This is a genomic window from Roseateles noduli (assembly GCF_050626985.1).
In the GTDB taxonomy this organism is placed as follows: Bacteria; Pseudomonadota; Gammaproteobacteria; order Burkholderiales; family Burkholderiaceae_C; genus Roseateles; species Roseateles noduli_A.
The window spans coordinates 225,531-246,110 of record NZ_CP192463.1; the positions used below are offsets into that span (position 1 = coordinate 225,531).

Sequence of the window (20,580 nt, forward strand, 5' to 3'; positions counted from 1 at the left end):
ATGAATTCGGTGATGCGGGGTCGCGTACGCGCCCTGGCCGCTGCGGCGGCGACGGTGGTGCTGGGCATGACGGCGATGACGGCGGCGCAGGCCGCCGATGCCGGCAACTGGCCGGCCCAGCCGGTCAAGCTGATCGTCCCCTTCGCGCCGGGCGGCACGTCCGACGTGCTGGCGCGCGAGATCGCGGCGCGGCTGCAGGTCTCGCTCAAGCAGACCATCGTGGTCGACAACAAGGCCGGCGCCGGCGGGGTGCTGGGCGCGGACAGCGTGGCCAAGGCCGCGCCGGACGGCTACACCCTGCTGCTGGGCACGATCGCGACGCATGCGATCAATCCCGCGCTGCTGGCCAAGATGCCGTACAAGGCCGATCGCGATTTCGCGCCGGTGATCTTGCTGGGCAAGATCTCCAACGTGCTGCTGATCGGGCCGGGCTCGCAGGCCAAGACGGTGAAGGACATCATCGCCGCAGCCAAGGCCAAGCCCGGTGACATCACCTTCGCGTCGGCGGGGCAGGGCACGTCGCAGCATCTCTCGGGCGAGGTGTTCCGACTGATGACCGGCGCCGATCTGACGCACGTGCCCTACAAGGGCAGTGCGCCGGCCATCCAGGACGTGATGGGCGGCCAGGTGCCGATGAGCTTCGAGACGGTGACCGTGGCGCTGCCTCAGATCAAGGGCGGCAAGGTGAAGGCGCTGGCGGTGACCTCGGCGAAGCGCAGCGCGCAGTTGCCCGATGTGCCGACCTTGGCCGAATCCGGCGTGCCGGGCTTCGACGTCTCGAGCTGGCAGGCGCTGTACTTCCCGGCGGGCACCCCGGCGCCCATCGTGGCCAAGCTCAATGCCGAAGTGCAGAAGATCGTCGCGCTGCCCGAGGTGAAGGCCAAGATGGAATCGCTGGGCCTGGAGTACACGCCCAACACGCCGGCGCAGTTCCTCGAGTTCCAGAAGGCCGAGCAGGCCAAGTGGGCGAAGGTGATCAAGGACGGCAACGTCAAGCCGGACTGAGCCAGACGGAGCCGGACCGAGCCGGTGGGAGACTGCCGGCTCATCGACGGCAGTCCCATCCGCCTCCCGCACAGCAAGGGAAATCACCCGGCGGGCCGCTTGCCGGGCGCCTCCTAGAATGGGTTGAAGACCCTCAGAGGAGACAGCATGGCGACGGCCCGACGCGGCAAGACCGCAACCGGCAGCGAGGACCCCGCGCACCCCAAGGGGCCGCGGGTGCTGAAGAAGTACCCCAACCGGCGGCTGTACGACACGCAGACCAGCAGCTACATCACCTTGGCGGACGTCAAGAAGATGGTGCTCGGCGGCGAGGACTTCGAGGTCCGCGACGCGAAGTCGGGCGATGAGCTGACCCGTTCCATCCTGCTGCAGATCATCCTGGAGGAAGAGATGGGCGGGATGCCGATGTTCTCGACGCCGCTGCTGGCGCAGATCATCCGCTTCTACGGCCATGCGATGCAGGGCCTGATGGGGGCCTACCTCGAGAAGAACCTGCAGGCCGTCACCGAACTGCAGAGCCGCTTCGCCGACCCGAGCAAGGGCGGGGGCTTCGATCCGCAGCTGTGGTCGCAGTTCATGAGCGGTCAGGCGCCGATGATGCAGGGCCTGATGGGCAATTATCTCGAGCAGTCCAAGAACCTGTTCCTGCAGATGCAGGAACAGTTCCAGAGCGCGGGGAACATCTTCCCCAGCGTTCCCGGCATGCCGGGCTTCCCGCCTCCGCCCAAGAAGTGAGCGGCGCGTTCAGCACGTTCAGCGCTTGAGCCCGTCGTCGGCGCCTTCGCCGACGATGCGGCACTCGGTCTGATGCAGGGCTGCGTTCACGACCACCGGCGTGCCTTGCCGCGCCAGGCAGTCGTCGCGATCGGCGTACGGGTCCTGCCCCGTCCACACCGCCAGCAGCACGATCGCCGCGATCAGGGCGAGCGCCGCCAGCACGGGTCGCCGTTTCATCCAGGCGAAGGGCTGCGCGCGCGTGCGCGGCGCGACGTCCAGGAGCGGGGCGGGGCGTGTGTTCGACATGGGCGCGATGCTAGTCAGCCGGTCCTGCATCGTCGGCGGGTGGCGTCCGCGTCGCCGTGACCGAATGCGCGGCGCGCGAGGATCCGGCGCCGCGGTCCCCCGGGTCGAGGGGGCCGGCAACGCTCGCCGGTGATCGGCACAAGCGCTTCCCTAGAAGCCGTGCCGCCGGTGCCAGTCGGCCAGGGATTCGTCGGGGAAGTGCCCGAAGCGGGCATCGCCCGGTTGGCCTTCGATCTTGACCCAGGACGCCTTGGAGTCCAGCAGGCCGTGTACGTTCTCCGGAGGCTCCGGCAGCGGCGTGTCGATCGCGCTGGCGTGCGGATGGATCAGGTCCGGCCAGTTGTCGTCATACATCCAGAGCGCGGTGCCGCAATGCCCGCAGAAGTGGCGCTGGCCGCTGCTTTCCTTGCCGTCGAGGACAGCGCGATAGACCCGCAGGTCGCGCTTGCCCTTGATCAGCTTGAACGTGCGGCGGTCGGCGCCGATGTTGATCGCGTAGCCGCCCGTGCCGGCCGTCTTGCGGCAGATCGTGCAGTAGCAGCGCATGAACGGATACGGCTCGGTCGAGTCGACCGAGAAGCGGATGCGGCCACAGTGGCAGGAGCCTTCGAGGTGCATGGGGATGCTGTCCTTCGTCGCTCCGTACCGGCAACGCGCATGCCACGGGTGCTCGATCAGCCTGGTGACGACCACCCCCGCGACGCGAGCATCGACCGCAGCACCGCATGCAGAGGCCCCGGTTGCACCGGCTTGCGCAGCACGAGGTGGCCGTCGGCTTCGGCGCGGCGCAGGTCGGGCAGGTCGAACTCGCCGGTGACCACCAGGCCGCGCGCGAGCGGGCGCCGGTCCAGCAGGTCCTGCAGCAGCGCGTAGCCGCCGTCGTCATGCCGCAGCCGCAGGTCGCTCATCACGACATCGGGCGCGAAGCCCGCATCAAGCGCCGCATGCGCCTGGGCGGCGTCGCTGGCGATGCGGCAGTCGAGGCCCCATTCGCCCAGCAGATGGACGAGGCCGCGCGTCACGCCGAGGTCGTCGTCGACCACGAGCACGCGGCCCATGAGCGGCTCGAACGCATGCGGCGCCGCGGACGCGCGTGTCATCGGCGTTGACGGGAGGGACGCGCCGCGCAAGGTGATGCGGAAGCAGGAGCCCCGTCCCGGCGTGGAGTGCCAGTCGATCGAAGCCTGCATCCGTTGCACGCAATCGCGCACGACGGACAGGCCCAGTCCCCGGCCGTCGCCGGTGACCTGCGCGGCGTCGTCGCCGCGATGGAATGCGGAGAACAGCGCCTCGCGCTTGGCCGCGGCCATGCCGATGCCGGTGTCCCAGACCTCGATGGCCCAGTTCCCACCGCGGCGCCGTACCGCGAGCAGCACGCCGCCTTCGGGCGTGTAGCGCAAGGCGTTGTGCAACAGGTTGGCGAGCGCGCGGCGCAGCAGCACCGGCTCGGCGATGACCCAGGCGGGCGCCTCCGGGCCCCGGATGCGCCAGTCGAGGCCGCGCGCCTGCGCCTCCGGCTGGAAGCGCTCATGCAGTTCCGACAGCAGCGGCACCGGCGCCATCGGCTGGAGCGCGAGTTCGGCGCTGCGGCTGTCCAGCACGGAGACATCGAGCAGCGAGTTCAGCAGATCGTTGACGTGGCCGGCGGCCTGGGCGATGTCGACCAGCAGCGGCCGCAGCGACGGATCCCGGTTGCGCTGGAGCGCGGCCTGCGCGGTCAGCGTCAGCGCGTAGAGCGGCTGGCGCAGGTCGTGGGAGGCGGTGGCCAGGAACAGGCTCTTCTCGCGCGACGCGGCGTTCGCGACATCGCGTGCCGCCTGGTGCGAGAGCGCGAGGGACTCGCTCTGGCGCTTGAGCTGGGACTGCTGGACGAGGAGGCCGTTGGACGTCCGCGCGTATCGCCACACCAGCCACGGAAAGAGCAGGCACAGCGGCAGGACGATCGTCCATTGCGCGGGGAAGGCAAACGGCACCGCCACCGCCGCCATTGCCCACGCGGGACAGAGGAAGCGGGCGAGGAACGCGAGGTCCGCGGCCGCGAAGGCTGCCGTCGATACCGTCGTGTCGGCGAGCAGGAGGTACAGGAAGACCGCGTGTTCGAAGACACCGCCGGTGGCGGCGACCCAGGGCAGCAGACCCCACAGCAGACCGGAGGCGAGCGCGAAGCGCTCCAGCGGTCGCGACCAGCGCGTCACGAAGTCGGCGGGCTGCATGAGCGCGGCCTCGCGCCGGAAGCGGCGGCGCGCGACGGCGACGCCGATCGATCCCAGCGCACAGGCGGTCGCCCAGGCCCACGCCCACGTCCACGCCCAACTGGCCGGGCCCGCCTGCGTGGTCGCGATCACGGCCGGCGGAATCACCAGCGCGGCGATTTCCACCGAGGCACGGTCGCCGATCAGGGGCAGGAGCTCGGAGCGCGAGGAAAGGTCGGACATCGAGGCGGACGTGAGGAAAGACCGGAGCGCGAGTATCCACGCAGCGACCGGCAGGGCCGGCACGCGGCGCTGGGGCGGGGGCGGGGGCCGTGTCCGGGCGCGTGCAGCGGCACTCGTCCACGGTGCCGGGCCGGGCGCAAAGAACCGGCCCCTGTCTGGAAAGTGGCGCCTCGCTTACAATGCCGCCCCAGCCCATCAGCCAGATCGCCCGGCGGAACCCAAATGGAATCAACGACTTACGACCCCACCGCCGCCGCGAAGACGGGCAGCCCCACCGGCGGCCAGGCGCCCAAGATCGGTTTCGTCAGCCTCGGCTGCCCGAAGGCGCTGACCGATTCCGAGCTGATCCTGACGCAGCTCCGCGCCGAGGGCTACGAGACCTCCAAGACCTTCGCCGGCGCCGACCTGGTGATCGTCAACACCTGCGGCTTCATTGACGATGCCGTCAAGGAATCGTTGGACACCATCGGCGAGGCGCTGGCCGAGAACGGCAAGGTCATCGTCACCGGCTGCCTCGGCGCGAAGGCCGGCGCGAGCTCCGACAACATGGTCCGCGAGATCCACCCGAGCGTGCTCGCCGTGACCGGTCCGCATGCGACGCAGGAAGTGATGGACGCCGTCCACACCCACGTGCCCAAGCCGCACGACCCGTTCATCGACCTCGTGCCCGAGGCCCGCGGCATCGCCGGCATCAAGCTGACGCCCAAGCACTACGCCTACCTGAAGATCTCCGAAGGCTGCAACCACCGCTGCAGCTTCTGCATCATCCCGAGCATGCGCGGCGACCTGGTCTCGCGCCCGATCGGCGACGTGCTGTCCGAAGCCAAGGCGCTGTTCGACTCCGGCGTCAAGGAGCTGCTGGTCATCAGCCAGGACACCAGCGCCTACGGCGTCGACATCAAGTACCGCACCGGCTTCTGGGACGGCAAGCCGGTCAAGACGCGCATGTTCGACCTGGTGGCCCAGCTCGGCGAGATCGCCAAGCCCTACGGCGCGTGGGTCCGCCTGCACTACGTCTATCCCTACCCGCACGTCGACGAGATCGTGCCGATGATGGCCGAGGGCCTCATCCTCCCGTATCTGGACGTGCCGTTCCAGCACGCGCACCCCGACGTGCAGAAGCGCATGAAGCGCCCCGCCAACGGCGAGAAGAACCTGGAGCGCATCCTGCGCTGGCGCGAGATCTGCCCGGAGCTCGTCATCCGCTCGACCTTCATCGCCGGCTTCCCCGGCGAGACCGAGGCGGAGTTCCAGTACCTGCTCGACTTCATGCGCGAGGCCCAGATCGACCGCGCCGGCTGCTTCGCCTACTCGCCAATTGAAGGAGCGCCGGCGAATGCGCTCGACGGCGCGCTGCCGGACGAGGTGCGCGAGGAACGCCGCGCGCGCTTCATGGCGGTGGCCGAGGAAGTCTCGATCGCCAAGCTGCAACGCCGCATCGGCGCGACGATGCAGGTGCTGGTCGATTCCGCGCCGGCGCTCGGCCGCAAGGGCGGCGTCGGCCGCTCGTACGCGGACGCGCCGGAGATCGACGGCACCGTGCGCCTGCTGCCGCCCGAGAAGGCCAGCAAGCAACTGCGCGTCGGCGAGTTCACCCGCGCCCGCATCGTCGGCGCCGAAGGCCACGACCTGATCGCATTGCCTATCTGAATCCCTGGGTCAATCCGTGGGATGCGCGCCGCTCCGGAAGCGCGCGGAGATCCGCCCGCTCCCACCGGGCGATCACCTGTGCGCACAGTTCATCCGGTGGACCGCCCGGACGCTCGATCTGGCGTTCGAGTTCATCCGCCACCTGGCGACGCATGGCCCGGATCAGATCGCCCATGCCGGCGCCTTTCTGGAAGCGCATGCCTTTGAAGAGCGCGCGCTGGTCTTTCACTCGCATCGCCCGAAGGACCGATTCGTAGAAGCAGTCTCCCTTCGCCGGCACGTCGCGCGGTCGTCCATCGACGATCGGCGAATAGTGGTGGCGGACATGGTCGATCTGGACCGTGACGGGCGTCCGGCCCGGCGCCGATTGACCGAATTCCATCGGCGCCCGTATCCCCGCCTTGTCCTCGATTCGCAGTGAGAGGCCCTCGGGCCAGCCCGGCATGGTCGTGACCAGATGCGGCGCCAGGTCGCCCCCCGCTCCAGTCCAATGTCCGGAGGTACGGATCTCCGCCGCTGCTTTCCGAAGCTGTTGATGCACGTCGTCCGGATCGTCGATCTGCGCGGCTCTTGCGGAAATCCTCGTCCCGTCACGCGGGGCGGGCGACCTCAAGGCGTCTCGTAACGACTGCAGCAGGCGCTGGGCATCGGTCTCGACCAGGGCGCCCTGTTTCCGCGCGGCCACGGCCTTATCGCCTCGGCGCAGCAGCTGGGATCTCGACCATTCCAGCCATCCTTGCGGCTCCGCAAGATGGGGCTGCAACGCCCGGCGTTCGGTCTGGGTCAGCGCGGTGGCAGCCTGCGTGATGGCTCGAGTCAGGTCGGGTGGGGGCGGGCCGGACTCGCTCCCGCCGCGTCTCACCGTTGCTCTCAGCGCCAGGTGAAGATGCATCGCGTGCAGCAGCTGTTGAGTCGCGGTGGGCATGGCCGTCCTCTGGTTCAGCGTCTTCATCCTGGCGCTGGCCGCGCAATCGGCCGCAGGCCATTCCTCCTTCAACGGGGCGAGCCGATCGGACAGCGTCACCGGGCCGTCGTCGGAAGGGCGCGACCGGCCAGGTGGCGTCCGCGGCGGTGACTGCCTGAAGCAGGGAATGAGGTGGGAGAGCAGGCGTGAAATCGACGGCATCGCGGGTCCTTGGGAGTGGAGTCGTCGGGCTCAGTGGGTGTTTCCGGTCGACAACCCATCCGGCGCCAGGCAGGCGCCATTCACGGGGCGCCCGCTTGACGCATTCGACATCGGACCTGACGCGTGCCGGAGAATGCCCGTCTGGTTCCCCTGACTCCAAGGAGATGTCGTGACCCGACGCGGCCCGTCCACCGAACAGATTCACCACCCCTACCGGGCGCCCGAGGGCTGGGACGCCATCCACGTGCCCGTGGCCAAGGCGTCGACGGTGCTGTTCAAGAACACCGCGGAACTGCACCGGCCTCGCGCGACGGACGGCGTCAGCTACCGCTACGGCCTGCCGGGTACGCCGACGACCTACACGCTGGCCGCGCGCATCGCGACGCTCGAACATGCCGAGCACTGCGTGCTCACCCCCAGCGGCGTGTCCGCGATCACGCTGACCAGCCTGGCCTTCCTGCGGCCCGGCGACGAGGTGCTGCTGCCCGACAACGTCTATGGCCAGAACCGGCACCTCGCCAACGGCCTGCTGACCCGGCTCGGCATCACGCACCGCTTCTACGATCCGCTGGACGTGCCGGCATTCGAGGCGCTGCTTTCGGCACGCACGAAGCTGGTCTGGCTCGAGGCCGCCGGATCGATCACGCTGGAGTTCCCCGATCTGATCGGCCTGCTCCAGGCCTGCCGCGCGCGCGGCGTGCTCACGGCGCTCGACAACACCTGGGGCGCGGGGCTGGCCTTCAATGCCTTCGAGGTGGCGCCGGACGTCGCGCCGGGACTCGGTGCCGACATCAGCATGCAGGCGCTGACCAAGTTCCCGTCCGGCGGCGCGGACCTGCTGATGGGCGCGGTCTGCACGCGCGACGTCGTGCTCAACCGCCAACTGGTGGCCACGCACGAGTACCTCGGCTACGGCGTCGGCCAGAACGACGTCGAGGCCGTGCTGCGCGGCCTGCCGAGCATCGCGCTGCGCTACCGCGCGCAGGATGCGGCTGCCCGCGAACTTGCGCGCTGGATGGCCGCGCGACCGGAAGTGGCGCGGGTGCTGCATCCGGCGTTGCCGGACTCGCCCGGCCATGCGCATTGGCAGCGCGTCTGCCCGCAGGCGGGCGGATGCCTGTTCTCCGCGGTGTTCCGTCCCGAGTTCGACGCGCGTCGCGTCGACGCCTTCGTGGACGCGCTGACCTGCTTCGGGATCGGCTATTCCTGGGCCGGTCCGATGAGCCTGGTCGTGCCTTACGACCTCAGTCGCAGCCGCTCGCTGGGGCTGCCGTGGACAGCGGAGGAGGGCGGCACGCTGGTGCGTTTCGCGATCGGGCTCGAGGAGGTCGAGGACCTGCGGGCCGATCTCACGCAGGCCCTGACGGCACTGGCGTGAGCCGCGTTCAGGGCGCGTCGCGCGCCTGCGTCGCGACCGGAGGGCCGGCCGGTCGCTCTTTCGCGGTGACGGCCGCGTAGACCACACGTGCCGTCAGGCCGCCGTTGTGCGCGAGGTGCGTCTCGATGGCGCTCATGAATCGCTCCTGGACCGACGGCAACAGCTCCGCCGGGGCCCTTGTCACCTCCCGGATCCAATCGGCGGCGACGGAGGACCTCATCGTCTCGCCGCAGAGCGTCTCCATCAGCGCGGCGGGCATGCGCGCCGGGCCGCTGCAATCCCCAGAGCGCGAAGTTCTCCGCGCCTCCGACTGCCATTGACGCTGAAGCACGTCGCGGATCTGCCGATCGACGAAGTCCTCCGCTTTCCATTGCCGGTACAGGGGCAAGGGGAACCGCGACACCGCGTTGCGGTAACCCCAGCGCGACTTCGGTTCGTCCCAGTCGAGTGCACTCGCCAGGTCATCGCTGATCGCCGCGAAACCCTTGGCATGCCGTTGCCCGGGCGGGGGGAACTCGTCCGAGGAACGCGCGGCCTTCAATGCCGCCTCGAAGCGGCGGGCCAAGGAAGGAGGCGGCGCGCCGATGCAGCAGCGGAGCAGCATCGGCGCGCGACGGGGCGGTGGAACGCCGGCGTCCAATGCGTCCAGCTCGCGGCAGAACAGGGCCAGCGGGAGAGACAGGGTCCGCGAGTTCTCCGGCAACAGTCGGTCGTAGAAGCGTGGCGGCGCCGTGACAGGGCGCTCCAGACCTCCTCGGGCGTGAGCACGCCACTCGTCGCGAGGCGTCCCAGCAGCGTCATGTAGTTGGCGTTCGCGCAGGCCTGCAGGGCGTCGAGCTGATGCCAGGATTCCTGGTCGTGTCCGCCCATCGCGGAGTCTGGAAACCTTTGTTGATGGCCATCGGCGCGGTTCATCCGGCTCATGTGCGACACCACATCCCACCGGAGCAACTGCTCGGCCAGCGAGCGACGCTGGGCGGTGTCCGCGGCGGACTGCGCCAGGTGCGCACTGATCGCGCGCAGGCGGATCAGGGTCTCGGCGCTGCCGTCCCTGCCCGGTGGCAGGGGCAGGACGACGTGTCGCAGCGTGGCGTCGAGATCGGTCAGCCCTCTTGCGACCAGCAGGGAGTTGGTGGCCGGAAGCCGAGGGGCCGGCCCGAGGCGCGAGCGATGGGGCTGCCGAGGCCTGTCAGGCCCGTCCGGATCGCATGACGGATCGGGACCTGCGGACGAGCCCTCCGGCGACAGGTCGTCCGATGGGAGAGGTGTCGCTGGGCCCGGATGGGAAGGGATGAACACGGTCGACTCCCCGGCATCGTTGCCGCTGCCGCTGCTTGAAGGAGCGACGAAGCGGCGCGCGCTCGTCGACGAAGGCGCGCTGAGTTGCCCCGGGGCGGGCGAGGTTCAATCCGTTGGGAAGCGGCGCCTGCCGCGACGGGGCGCGGGAGTCGCCGGCCGTTCAGTCCTTCGACGGACCCGAGACCTTGTGCCGCATCAGGCGGCCCTTCTCGCGTTCCCAGTCGCGCTTCTTCTCGGTCTCGCGCTTGTCGTGCTGGGCCTTGCCCTTGGCCAGCGCGATCTGCACCTTCACGCGGCCATTCTTGTAGTGCAGGTCCAGCGGGATCAGCGTGAAGCCGCGCTGCTCCACCTTGCCGATCAGCCGGCGGATGTCGGCGCCGCTCATCAGCAGCTTGCGCGTGCGGTCGGCCAGCGGGTTGACGTGCGTCGACGCCGTGCGCAGCGGATCGATCCGGCAGCCGATCAGGAACAGTTCGCCGTCGCGGATGACGACATAACCGTCCGGCAGCTGCACCTGGCCGGAACGGATGGCCTTGACCTCCCAGCCTTCGAGGACGATGCCGGCTTCGTACTGCTCCTCGAGGTGGTACTCGAATCGGGCGCGACGGTTTTCTGCAATGGACATGGGAGCTCTTCTTGTGCGGGTCGCGGGCGCGCCAGGTCGGCGCAAGCGCCGAGGGAAGGCGGGCCGGATGGCGGCCCGGTGACGCCCAGATGGGGTCGATCGGGCCGCCTACAATCCCGCCATTCTAAGAACCGCCATGAAGCACGTCCGGAAGACCGTCCTCCTTTGGTACTCGCCGCGCGAGATGTATGACCTGGTCACCCAGGTCGAGCGTTATCCGGAGTTCCTGCCCTGGTGCTCGTCCGCGGAGGTCCTGGAACGCCACGACGACGGCGTGACCGCGAAGCTGTCCCTGCAGTACGCCGGCCTGCGTCATGCGTTCACCACCCGCAACACGAACGAGCCGAACCAGCGCGTGCGCATGAGGCTCGTCGACGGGCCGTTCTCGATGCTCGACGGCGACTGGCAGTTCCTGCCGCTGAGCCGCCCCGGTGCGCCGGCCGACGGTGAGCCGCGCGCGTGCAAGATCGAGTTCGAGCTGCGCTACGCGTTCTCGAGCTTTGCGCTCGAGGCGGTCGTGAGTCCGGTGTTCGACCGCATCGCCAACACCTTCGTCGACAGCTTCGTGAAGCGCGCCGAGCAGGTCCATGGCGCCCGCTGAGCTGTCGATCGAGCTCTTCTGGAGCCCGGCCCAGGGCGAGCTGCGCGAGCAACGACTGACCCTGCCCGCCGGCAGCACCCTGCGCGACGCCCTGGCGGCCAGCGCCTGGTTCGCGCCGGACCAGATCGCCGCGCTGACGGCCGGGATCTGGGGGCGCACCGTGCCGCTGGAGACCCCGCTGCGCGAACAGGACCGCGTCGAGGTCTACCGTCCGTTGACGGTCGATCCGAAGGAAGCACGCCGCCAGCGCTTCCAGGCCGCGGGCAGCCGCATCGTCACGCGGCATCGACCGCTGGGCCGCAAGGCCTGACACCGGACGCAGGTCCGGGCCGGAAACAGGACAGGCCGCATCAGCGGCCTGTCGTCTTACCAGCGGTCACCGGACTTACGAGCGGTTTGCCCGCCGGTGTTGTTTCCGGGACTCGTTCCGGCCTTACTTGCAGTTCGCCGTGACCACGGCTTGCATGTTGCGGATCTCTTCCTGGCGCATCTGCTCGGTCATCGGCTGCGATTCGCCCGCCTGGGTGCCGCTGCGCAGACGCACGCCGGACTCGAGCACGCGCTGGCGGTTCTGGGCCTGGCGGCAGTTCTCGGCCATCGCGTCCGCGCGGGCCTTGTCTTCCTGGGCCTTGCGCTCGCGCTCGACCTTCTCGCGCGAGGAGGCCTCGCTTGCCGCACGGGCCGGCGCGGAAGCGGCCGAAGCCGCCGCGGAGGCGCCTGCCAGCGCCACCTGCGCCGGCGACGGGGCCGCGCGCGCCGCGTTGGACGGGCGCTGCAGGATGTCCTTCTCGGCGACGCTCGGCGGCGGCGGACGATCGCTGTATTGCGTGCGGCCATCGGCGTCGCGCCACTTCCATTGGGCGTGCGCGACCGAGGTCAGCGCCATCAGCGCGAGCGCGCAGATCATGCCCAGCGGGTGTCGCGGGCGTCGCGAGAGTGGGGGATTCATCATGGTCGTGGAGTGTACCGCCGGGCTTCTCTATAATGCGCCTTTGCGTCTGGAGCTTCCCTCATGCGCCTACTCGGAAAGGCCCTCACCTTCGACGATGTGTTGTTGGTGCCGGCGTTCTCCCAGGTGTTGCCGCGCGACACCAGTCTGGCCACGCAGTTCACGCGTGGCATCCGCCTGAACCTGCCGCTCGTGTCCGCCGCGATGGACACCGTGACCGAGGCGCGCCTGGCGATCGCCATCGCCCAGGAAGGCGGCATCGGCATCGTCCACAAGAACCTGACCCCGCAGCAGCAGGCCGCGGAAGTGGCCCGGGTCAAGCGGTACGAGTCCGGCGTGCTCCGCGACCCGATCACGATCACGCCCGAGACCACCGTCCGCCAGGTCAAGCAGCTGAGCGAGCACCACGGCGTGTCCGGTTTCCCGGTGCTGGTGGGGCAGAAGGTCGTCGGCATCGTCACCAACCGGGACCTGCGCTTCGAAACGCGCATGGACATCCCGGTCAGCGAGATCATGACCCCGGCGGAGCGCCTGATCACGGTGCCCGAGGGCGCCTCGCTGAGCGACGGCAAGGCGCTGATGCACAAGCACAAGCTGGAGCGCGTGCTGGTCCTCAACGACGCGTTCGAACTGCGCGGCCTGATGACCGTCAAGGACATCACCAAGCAGACCAACTTCCCGAACGCCGCGCGTGATGCGCACGGCAAGCTGCGCGTCGGCGCGGCGGTCGGCGTGGGCGAGGGCACCGAGGAACGGGTCGAGCTGCTGGTCAAGGCCGGCGTCGACGCGATCGTCGTCGACACCGCGCACGGCCACAGCAGCGGCGTCATCGAACGCGTGCGCTGGGTCAAGAAGAACTATCCGAACGTCGAGGTCATCGGCGGCAACATCGCCACCGGCGCCGCGGCGCTGGCGCTGGTGGAAGCCGGCGCGGACGCGGTCAAGGTCGGCATCGGCCCGGGCTCGATCTGCACGACCCGCATCGTGGCCGGCGTCGGCGTGCCGCAGATCGCGGCGATCGACTTCGTCGCCACCGCGCTGAAGGGCACGGGCGTGCCGGCGATCGCGGACGGCGGCATCCGCTACTCGGGCGACATCGCCAAGGCCATCGCCGCCGGCGCGAGCACGGTGATGATGGGCGGCATGTTCGCCGGCACCGAGGAAGCCCCGGGCGAAGTGATCCTCTACCAGGGCCGCAGCTACAAGAGCTATCGCGGCATGGGCTCGATCGGCGCGATGAAGGCCGGGTCGGCGGACCGCTACTTCCAGGAAAACGACGAGACGACCAACCCGAACGCGGACAAGCTGGTGCCGGAAGGCATCGAAGGCCGCGTCCCGTACAAGGGGTCCATGGTCGCGATCGTGCACCAGATGGCCGGCGGCGTGCGCGCCTCGATGGGTTACTGCGGTTGCGGCAGCATCTCGGACATGCACGAGAAGGCCGAGTTCGTCGAGATCACCTCGGCGGGCATCCGTGAGAGCCACGTCCACGACGTGCAGATCACGAAGGAAGCGCCCAACTACCGCCTGGAGTGACGCCCTTGTCCGAACAGGTCGACGCGGCGCGGGGCTCCGGCCCCGACGCCGTCGCAGCAACGACGACGCATGGCGGCCGCAAGGCCGCCATGTCGTTCATCCTGATCGCGGTGCTGATCGACATGGTGTCGATCGGACTGATCATCCCGGTGCTGCCGCCGCTGGTCGGAACCTTCACGCAGAGCGAGACGCAGCACACGCTGGCGCAGCTGGCCGTGGCGTTCGCCTTCGGCATCGCGAATTTCTTCGGCTCGCCCATCCTGGGCGGCTTGTCCGACCGCTTCGGCCGCCGCAAGGTGATGCTGATCGGTTTCAGCGGCCTCGCGCTGAGCTTCTTCGTGACGGCGCTGGCCAACGCGCTGTGGATGCTGGTCGTGGTGCGGCTGTTCTCCGGCGCGATGCAGGCCAACGCAGCCGTCGCCAACGCCTACGTCGCCGACATCACGCCGCCGGCGGATCGTGCCAAGCGCTTCGGCATGCTGGGCGCGGCCTTCGGCATGGGCTTCATCCTCGGTCCGGTGATGGGCGGGCTGCTGGGCAGCATCGACCTGCACCTGCCCTTCTACGTCGCCGGCACGCTGGCGCTGCTCAACTGGCTGTACGGCTTCTTCGTGCTGCCCGAGTCGCTGGCGCCGGAGCACCGCAGACCCTTCGAGTGGCGCAAGGCCAATCCGGTCGTGGCGCTGGGCCGGCTGCGCAAGCTGAACGGCGTCGGGCCGCTGATCTACGTGATCGCGTGCTCGGGCCTGGCGCAGCTGGTGATCCAGACCAGCTGGGTGCTCTACAACCAGCACAAGTTCGGCTGGGGACCGCGCGAGAACGGCCTGTCGCTGTTCGTCGTGGGCTTGGTCGCGGTGGTGGTGCAGGGTGTGCTGCTGCAGCCGCTGATGCGCTGGCTGGGCGCGCGGCGCCTGGTGCTGATCGGTCTGACGACCTCGATCCTGACCAACCTGATCTGGGGCCTGTCGACCGAGGCCTGGATGATGGTCGGCGCGATCTTCCTGAACATCGCCGGCGTGGCCGCGGCCCCGGCGATGCAGAGCCTGATCTCCAACGCCGCCGACGCCCGCACGCAGGGCGAGACGATGGGCGCGGTGGCCGCGATCAACAGCCTGATGGCGGTGATCTCGCCGATCGCCGGCCTGGGGCTGATGGCGCTGGTCGCCGAGCTCCCCAAGACCGACTGGCGCATCGGCGCGCCGTTCTACCTCTGCGCGCTGCTGCAGCTGGCCTCGCTGGGCTTCGCGTGGCGCCACTTCAACTCTGACCCGCCGGCGCAAGCCGCCGCGGCCAAGGCCTGAACCGGCGCGCCGCCGGTTGCCGCCCGATCCCCGACATCCCAGCATTCCCAAGCATCCCCAGAAGCTGACCATGCACGACAAAGTCCTCATCCTCGACTTCGGCTCCCAGGTGACGCAGCTGATCGCGCGCCGCGTGCGCGAGGCCCACGTCTACTGCGAGATCCATCCCAACGACGTCAGCGACGACTTCATCCGCTCGTTCGCGCCGAAGGCGATCATCCTGTCGGGCAGCCACGCGTCGACCTACGAGGACCACGAACTGCGCGCGCCGCAGTCGGTGTGGGACCTGGGCGTGCCGGTGCTGGGCATCTGCTACGGCATGCAGACGATGGCGGTGCAACTGGGCGGCAAGGTCGAGTGGAGCGATCACCGCGAGTTCGGTTACGCCGAGGTCCGCGCGCACGGTCACACCAAGCTGCTGGACGGCATCCAGGACTTCGCCACGCCCGAAGGCCACGGCATGCTCAAGGTCTGGATGAGCCACGGCGACAAGGTCACCGCGCTGCCGCCGGGCTTCCAGCTGATGGCCTCGACGCCGAGCTGCCCGATCGCCGGCATGGCCAACGAGGACAAGGGCTACTACGCGTTCCAGTTCCACCCCGAGGTCACGCACACGGTGCAGGGCGCGGCGGTGTTCAACCGCTTCGTGCGCGAGATCGCCGGCTGCAAGGGCGACTGGATCATGGGCGACTACATCGCCGAAGCCGTCGCGAAGATCCGCGAGCAGGTGGGTGACGAGGAAGTCATCCTGGGCCTGTCGGGCGGCGTCGATTCGTCGGTGGCGGCGGCGCTGATCCATCGCGCGATCGGCGACCAGTTGACCTGCGTGTTCGTCGATCACGGCCTGCTGCGCCTGAACGAAGGCGACGCGGTGATGGACATGTTCGCGGGCAAGCTGCACGCGAAGGTGATCCGCGTCGATGCGAGCGAGCTGTTCCTTGGCCAACTGGCGGGAGTGACCGATCCGGAGCGCAAGCGCAAGATCATCGGCGGCCTGTTCGTCGACGTGTTCAAGGCCGAGGCCGAGCGGCTGAAGTCCGGTGACGGCGGCAAGGGTGTCCACAAGGGCGCGACCTTCCTGGCGCAGGGCACGATCTATCCGGACGTGGTCGAGAGCGGCGGCACGAAGACGAAGAAGGCCACGACGATCAAGAGCCACCACAACGTGGGCGGGCTGCCGGAGCAGCTCGGCCTGAAGCTGCTGGAGCCGTTGCGCGAGCTGTTCAAGGACGAGGTCCGCGAACTGGGCGTGGCGCTGGGCCTGCCGCCGGAGATGGTCTACCGCCACCCGTTCCCGGGCCCGGGCCTGGGCGTGCGGATCCTGGGCGAGGTGAAGAAGGAGTACGCGGACCTGCTGCGCCGCGCCGATGCGATCTTCATCGAGGAACTGCGCAACACGCGCGACGAGGCGACGGGCAAGACCTGGTACGAACTGACCAGCCAGGCCTTCACGGTGTTCCTGCCGGTGAAGAGCGTGGGCGTGATGGGCGACGGCCGGACCTACGACTACGTGGTCGCGCTGCGCGCGGTGCAGACCAGCGACTTCATGACGGCGGACTGGGCGGAACTGCCGTACAGCCTGCTCAAGCGCTGCTCGGGCCGCATCATCAACGAGGTGCGCGGCATCAACCGCGTGACCTACGACGTCTCGAGCAAGCCGCCGGCGACGATCGAATGGGAATGAGCGCTTCGCGCTGACAAGCAAACAGGGGCCCGTCAGGCCCTTGTTTGCTTTTGAGCTCTCAACCCATTCATTGAATCAGCGGAGACATTTGAGCCGATGTCGGCCAGCCTTCCCAACACCCGTCAGGTCCGATGCCGACGCTGCGGGGTTTGGCGTTCTTCGGGTAGAACCTGACCGAGGGAAGGTCTTTGAAGTGAGCATCGCAGGTGATCACTTCGACACCGAACTTCTGCGCTGTCGCGTAGATCAAAGCGTCTGCCGACGCGAGCTTGTACTTGGCGTTGATCTTTGCGGCTTCCTTGGCCGTGGCGGTGTCGAGCTCGTCGACAGGGCAATCTTCCAAGGTCCGTTCAAGACTTTCATGGCGCTCGGCGTCCAAGGTTCGGAGTGCCCACTTCTCAATCTCGTGTTGCACGATCGTCGGGACGATGCAGTGCTGCAAGGGAGGGAGGTTGGGCCAGATCAATCGACCCAAGTCAGATTCGGCAAAGCACTCGATCCAGGCGGACGTGTCTACGACCACGTTTCGTCCTGAATTCTGTGAGCCGGAGTGGTCAGTAGCGGTCATTGCGATCCCGGTAGTTGCCCGTGTCAGCGCCCTTTGCAATGCCCATGATCTGGTCGATGGTGATGCGCTTGTAGATGAAGATGCCGTCCTTGTGTCGGACGACTTTGAGTTCCTCTCCTGGCTTCCAATCGAGCGTGTCTCGAATCTCTTTCGGAAGCGCGACGCGGTGTCGTGAGGACAGGATGGCGACGGGCGCGGGCATGTGGACTCCAGTGCGTTTAGCGAAACAAGACTGGCGATTCTTCGCTTCCGGTTCTTCCTGATCCACGGCCTCGATCGGTGGGCAGTCAGTCTGTACTGGCGACGATCGGTATCGCTTCAACTTGCTTGTGTGATTGACGTTCATGGCCATAGGATGAATTCACGAAGTTCCTGTGCTGACACGCGATGTCAGGGCCTCTGTCCAGAATCGGCGGATCGCTTAGCCACCACTCCGGAGACCCCATGGCCGACGACCACCCCGTCTACGAGCTGCGCCAGTACAAGATCGTCAAGGGCGAGCGCGAACGCTTCATGCGGCTGTTCGACGCGGCCTTCGTCGAATCGCAGGAGGCCGTCGGCATGCGGCTGTACGGACAGTTCGCCGATCTCGACGACCCGGACCGTTTTGTCTGGATCCGCGGCTTCGACGACATGGCGGCGCGCGAGAAGACGCTGAGCGAGTTCTACTTCGGCCCCGTGTGGCAGGCGCATCGCGACGAAGCGAATCCGATGCTCGTCGACAACGACAACGTGCTGTTGATGAGGAGCCCGGGCGTCGGGCCGCAGCCCGCGCGCATCGACGGCGCGCGCGATGCCAGCATGTTCCGGCGAGGAGCGTCGCCGGGGCTCGTGGTCCTGCACCTCTGCTCCCTCTGGAAGGACCCGGCCGATCCCGAGGACGGCTTCGCGCGTTTCTTCGAGCACGAGGCCGCGCCCGTCATCGCGGCGGCGGGCCTGCCGGTGATCGGCAGCTTCGTGCCGGAGCGCTCGCCCAACAACTTCCCACGCCTGCCGGTCCGCGAGGGGGAGAAGGTCTTCGTCTGGATGACCCGTGCCGCGGACGCCGACGACTGGGCCATTCGGTGGAGCGCCTGCCGGCACTCGACCGCGTGGCGTGCGCTCGAGCCGCGCTGGCGTGACGCGCAGGAGCGATCGCCGCAGATCCTGCGATTGCGACCGGGCATCGCCTCGGTGCCGCGCTGAACCGGCGGGTGACGGCGGGTCGGCGGAGTGTGGCTATGCTTCGCGTCATCCCCGCTTCCACTCCGGAGTTCTTGCATGCGCAGCGCCCTGTCCATCCTCGCCCTCGTCATCGTGCTCGCCATCGTGATGCTGACCGCGAAGAAGCAGATGCAGGCGATGAAGCCGCAAGTCTCGGCGGACCCGGCGGCGTCCGCGGCATCGTCGGCGCTGCCTCAGCCGGAGGCCGTCGGCCGCCAGGTGCAGGACCTGATGAAGCAGGGCGAGCAGCGCGCGTCCGAAGCGGAATGAGCGCGCCGTGATGTCGCCGTGATGTCGCAGTGATGGCGTCGTGATCGCATCGTGACCGTCCATGCGCTCTTCTTCTGCCTGCGGCCCGATCCAGGTACCGCGGCGCGGTTGAGCGCGATCTCCGGGGAGCTCGTGCGTCGCTTCAGCTTGCGCGCCAAGGCGGCGCGTACCGAACGCCTCCACGTGACCTTGCACCACCTGGGCTGGTACGACGACCGGACCGACCAGGCCGAGGTGATGGCGGAGGTGAGGCAGCTTGCAGAAGCGGCCGCGGCCGCTTTGCGACACGGTCCGGTCCGGGTGGACTTCGACCAGCTCCTGAGCTTCACCCGAAAGCGGCGGAACCTGCCGCTCGTGCTCAGCGGCGGCGCGTGTCTCGACCCCGTGCGCACGATGCGGGCCGCGCTCGGCGAGCGCCTTCTCGCCAAAGGCCTGCGGACCGATCCCCACTTCACGCCGCACTTGACGCTGTTCTACGACGATCACGTCGTAGCGCCGCAGCCGTTCATCGTGCCCGGCTGGACGGCGACGGAGGTCCTCCTGGTGGACAGCTTGCAGGGGCTGTCCACGCACGTCGAGCTCGCGCGCTGGCCGCTCGCTTGAGCCGGTCGCCGCCCTCGCCGCACTTCGCCGCACTTCGCCGAGATTGGTCGTCATGCGCCGCGATGCGCCGCAATGCGCGAGGGTCAGGCCTTGCCCGGCGAGACGATCTCCCGCGCCAGCGCGCGCAGGCTCAGCGGCGCGGAGCCCTCCGCGTGGTTGGAGATCGTGACGTACGCGGGATGGCCCGCCTCCGCCGTCGCCCGGATCACCTTCGCGAGCACGGCCCGCGTCTCCGGATCCGGATCCATCAGCTCGGCGTATTCCCCGTACTTCTTCTCCGCGTCCTCGTAGCCGAAGGGGCCGTGGATCCGGTGCAGGTTCCAGCGGCAGACCAGCGGTCCCGGCCACATCGCGCGCAGCAGCGGCAACTGGTCCTCGATCGTCGGCAGCTTCGGATGCAGGCCCAGACAGTAGCGCGCGCCGCAGTCCTTGAGCACGGTGACGAATGCCGGTGTCAGCCATTCCGGGTCGCGGACCTCGACGGCCACGACCGCCTCCGGCGCCACGTCGCGCAGCGAGGGCAGGGCGGCCAGCATCGCGTGCAGGCGGTCGAGCTGCTCCGTCATGCGGTCCAGCATCGCCAGCGGCAACGGGCTCAGCTGGAACACCAGCGCGCCGATGCGCGTGCCCAGTCCAGCCATCGCCGGCTCGAGAAACTCCTGGATCGCCAGCCGCGGATCGAGGAAGGCCGTGTTGGCCTGGCGGCCGCGACCGTCCTCGGCGCGCACCTGGGCGTCGGTGATCACGCTGGGGGCCTTGACCGTGAAGCGGAAGTCCTCCGGCACCTGCTGCGCGTAGCGCTCGTACTGGCTGGCCGTGAGCGACTGGTAGAAGCCGCGGTCGATGCTCACCGTGCGGTGCAGCGGTTGTTGCGCATAGGCGGTCAGGCCGTTGCGGGCGAGGTTGGACTCGCCATGCCGGCGCTCCCAGACGATGCCTTGCCAGCCCGGGTAGCTCCACGAGGAGGTGCCCAGCCGGATCCTCGGCGACAACGCGGCCGCGAGCGCGACCTGGTCCTCGTCCGGCGACTGGGGCTGGATGCCGGCGCGGCGGCGTTTCGGCGCGGCGCCGGCTGCGGGCGTGTCCGCGCCGTCGCTGCCGACGTCCTCGTCGCCATCGAGGTCGTCGTGATCGGCGACCCGCGGCGTCGGCGCGGCGGGCGCCGGCGGCAGCAGCTCGCCGAAGAGATCGTCCTGGTGACCGGGGAACTCCTGTTGCATGGGCCGGCAGCATAGCGGGCGCGGCTACACTGCCGCGCGAGCGCCGCCATGACCACCGAGTCCCCCCAGATCCTCCCCGCCGACCCCGCCGACCCCGCGGATGA

22 protein-coding genes are annotated in these 20,580 nt (G+C 68.8%); 12 read left to right on the plus strand and 10 right to left on the minus strand.

Annotation, left to right across the window (positions count from 1 at the left end):
• Together ACQ4L4_RS01040 and phaR are read left to right on the plus strand one after the other, a co-directional pair.
• A complete protein-coding gene (locus ACQ4L4_RS01040; RefSeq protein ID WP_431102383.1) occupies positions 1-1,005 on the plus strand; it encodes a tripartite tricarboxylate transporter substrate binding protein in 1,005 nt (334 codons plus the stop codon).
• 147 nt (positions 1,006-1,152) lie between these two features.
• The gene (phaR, locus tag ACQ4L4_RS01045; protein ID WP_431102384.1) at positions 1,153-1,740 is read left to right on the plus strand and encodes a polyhydroxyalkanoate synthesis repressor PhaR; all 588 of its coding nucleotides are present in this window, start codon (positions 1,153-1,155) and stop codon (positions 1,738-1,740) included.
• Positions 1,741-1,758: 18 nt separating this feature from the next.
• Here the strand turns inward: phaR and ACQ4L4_RS01050 are convergent, their stop codons facing one another.
• The 3 genes from ACQ4L4_RS01050 to ACQ4L4_RS01060 all read right to left on the minus strand — a co-directional run bounded on the left by ACQ4L4_RS01050 (position 1,759) and on the right by ACQ4L4_RS01060 (position 4,463).
• Positions 1,759-2,028 (minus strand): hypothetical protein, encoded by a 270-nt coding sequence (locus tag ACQ4L4_RS01050; RefSeq protein ID WP_431102385.1) that lies wholly within the window; start codon positions 2,026-2,028, stop codon positions 1,759-1,761.
• Positions 2,029-2,178: 150 nt separating this feature from the next.
• Positions 2,179-2,646, minus strand: a complete 468-nt coding sequence (locus ACQ4L4_RS01055; RefSeq protein WP_431102386.1) for a GFA family protein — start codon at positions 2,644-2,646, stop codon at positions 2,179-2,181.
• 56 nt (positions 2,647-2,702) lie between these two features.
• The gene (locus ACQ4L4_RS01060) at positions 2,703-4,463 is read right to left on the minus strand and encodes an ATP-binding protein (protein ID WP_431102387.1); all 1,761 of its coding nucleotides are present in this window, start codon (positions 4,461-4,463) and stop codon (positions 2,703-2,705) included.
• Positions 4,464-4,685: 222 nt separating this feature from the next.
• Between ACQ4L4_RS01060 and rimO the strand changes: the two genes are divergently transcribed.
• The gene (rimO, locus tag ACQ4L4_RS01065) at positions 4,686-6,113 is read left to right on the plus strand and encodes a 30S ribosomal protein S12 methylthiotransferase RimO (protein ID WP_431102388.1); all 1,428 of its coding nucleotides are present in this window, start codon (positions 4,686-4,688) and stop codon (positions 6,111-6,113) included.
• Here rimO and ACQ4L4_RS01070 read toward each other — a convergent pair.
• Positions 6,106-7,137 (minus strand): hypothetical protein, encoded by a 1,032-nt coding sequence (locus ACQ4L4_RS01070; protein WP_431102389.1) that lies wholly within the window; start codon positions 7,135-7,137, stop codon positions 6,106-6,108. The two genes, rimO and ACQ4L4_RS01070, sit on opposite strands and share 8 nt — an antisense overlap.
• Before the next feature lie 271 nt (positions 7,138-7,408).
• Between ACQ4L4_RS01070 and ACQ4L4_RS01075 the strand changes: the two genes are divergently transcribed.
• Positions 7,409-8,617, plus strand: coding sequence for a PLP-dependent transferase (locus tag ACQ4L4_RS01075; protein WP_431102390.1), 1,209 nt, complete (start codon positions 7,409-7,411; stop codon positions 8,615-8,617).
• A 7-nt stretch (positions 8,618-8,624) separates the two neighbouring features.
• Here the strand turns inward: ACQ4L4_RS01075 and ACQ4L4_RS01080 are convergent, their stop codons facing one another.
• Positions 8,625-9,320 carry a hypothetical protein gene (locus ACQ4L4_RS01080; RefSeq protein WP_431102391.1) on the minus strand — a complete coding sequence of 232 codons (696 nt, stop codon included), beginning with the start codon at positions 9,318-9,320 and terminating at the stop codon, positions 8,625-8,627.
• 756 nt (positions 9,321-10,076) lie between these two features.
• Positions 10,077-10,541, minus strand: coding sequence for an SsrA-binding protein SmpB (gene smpB, locus ACQ4L4_RS01085; RefSeq protein WP_377156508.1), 465 nt, complete (start codon positions 10,539-10,541; stop codon positions 10,077-10,079).
• Between the two features lie 136 nt (positions 10,542-10,677).
• Here smpB and ACQ4L4_RS01090 point away from each other — a divergent pair, with 136 nt between their 5' ends.
• Both ACQ4L4_RS01090 and ACQ4L4_RS01095 read left to right on the plus strand, forming a co-directional pair.
• Positions 10,678-11,142: a type II toxin-antitoxin system RatA family toxin gene (locus ACQ4L4_RS01090; protein ID WP_377156507.1), complete on the plus strand. Its 465-nt coding sequence runs from the start codon at positions 10,678-10,680 to the stop codon at positions 11,140-11,142.
• On the plus strand, positions 11,129-11,452 hold the full coding sequence (locus tag ACQ4L4_RS01095; protein WP_431102392.1) for an RnfH family protein: 324 nt from the start codon (positions 11,129-11,131) through the stop codon (positions 11,450-11,452). Before ACQ4L4_RS01090 ends, ACQ4L4_RS01095 begins: the two co-directional genes overlap by 14 nt.
• A gap of 123 nt (positions 11,453-11,575) precedes the next feature.
• Here the strand turns inward: ACQ4L4_RS01095 and ACQ4L4_RS01100 are convergent, their stop codons facing one another.
• A complete protein-coding gene (locus tag ACQ4L4_RS01100; protein ID WP_431102393.1) occupies positions 11,576-12,091 on the minus strand; it encodes a DUF4124 domain-containing protein in 516 nt (171 codons plus the stop codon).
• A gap of 63 nt (positions 12,092-12,154) precedes the next feature.
• Here ACQ4L4_RS01100 and guaB point away from each other — a divergent pair, with 63 nt between their 5' ends.
• The 3 genes from guaB to guaA all read left to right on the plus strand — a co-directional run bounded on the left by guaB (position 12,155) and on the right by guaA (position 16,612).
• A complete protein-coding gene (gene guaB / locus ACQ4L4_RS01105; RefSeq protein WP_431102394.1) occupies positions 12,155-13,627 on the plus strand; it encodes an IMP dehydrogenase in 1,473 nt (490 codons plus the stop codon).
• Positions 13,628-13,632: 5 nt separating this feature from the next.
• Positions 13,633-14,928 (plus strand): MFS transporter, encoded by a 1,296-nt coding sequence (locus ACQ4L4_RS01110; protein WP_431102395.1) that lies wholly within the window; start codon positions 13,633-13,635, stop codon positions 14,926-14,928.
• A 70-nt stretch (positions 14,929-14,998) separates the two neighbouring features.
• A complete protein-coding gene (gene guaA / locus ACQ4L4_RS01115; RefSeq protein WP_377156499.1) occupies positions 14,999-16,612 on the plus strand; it encodes a glutamine-hydrolyzing GMP synthase in 1,614 nt (537 codons plus the stop codon).
• Between the two features lie 67 nt (positions 16,613-16,679).
• Here the strand turns inward: guaA and ACQ4L4_RS01120 are convergent, their stop codons facing one another.
• A complete protein-coding gene (locus ACQ4L4_RS01120) occupies positions 16,680-17,180 on the minus strand; it encodes a type II toxin-antitoxin system VapC family toxin (RefSeq protein WP_377156497.1) in 501 nt (166 codons plus the stop codon).
• Positions 17,167-17,382: an AbrB/MazE/SpoVT family DNA-binding domain-containing protein gene (locus tag ACQ4L4_RS01125; protein WP_377156494.1), complete on the minus strand. Its 216-nt coding sequence runs from the start codon at positions 17,380-17,382 to the stop codon at positions 17,167-17,169. The genes ACQ4L4_RS01120 and ACQ4L4_RS01125 overlap by 14 nt, the downstream gene beginning before the upstream one ends.
• A gap of 242 nt (positions 17,383-17,624) precedes the next feature.
• On the opposite strand from ACQ4L4_RS01125, the gene ACQ4L4_RS01130 reads away from it, so the two are divergent.
• From ACQ4L4_RS01130 to ACQ4L4_RS01140, 3 genes are all read left to right on the plus strand, one after another.
• Positions 17,625-18,365: an NIPSNAP family protein gene (locus ACQ4L4_RS01130; RefSeq protein ID WP_431102396.1), complete on the plus strand. Its 741-nt coding sequence runs from the start codon at positions 17,625-17,627 to the stop codon at positions 18,363-18,365.
• 75 nt (positions 18,366-18,440) lie between these two features.
• Positions 18,441-18,653, plus strand: coding sequence for a hypothetical protein (locus tag ACQ4L4_RS01135; RefSeq protein ID WP_431102397.1), 213 nt, complete (start codon positions 18,441-18,443; stop codon positions 18,651-18,653).
• 51 nt (positions 18,654-18,704) lie between these two features.
• Positions 18,705-19,256, plus strand: coding sequence for a 2'-5' RNA ligase family protein (locus ACQ4L4_RS01140; RefSeq protein ID WP_431102398.1), 552 nt, complete (start codon positions 18,705-18,707; stop codon positions 19,254-19,256).
• Between the two features lie 83 nt (positions 19,257-19,339).
• Here ACQ4L4_RS01140 and ACQ4L4_RS01145 read toward each other — a convergent pair whose 3' ends face one another.
• Complete coding sequence (locus ACQ4L4_RS01145; protein ID WP_431102399.1) at positions 19,340-20,476, minus strand: DUF72 domain-containing protein; 1,137 nt, start codon at positions 20,474-20,476, stop codon at positions 19,340-19,342.
• Between the last annotated feature and the right edge of the window lie 104 nt (positions 20,477-20,580).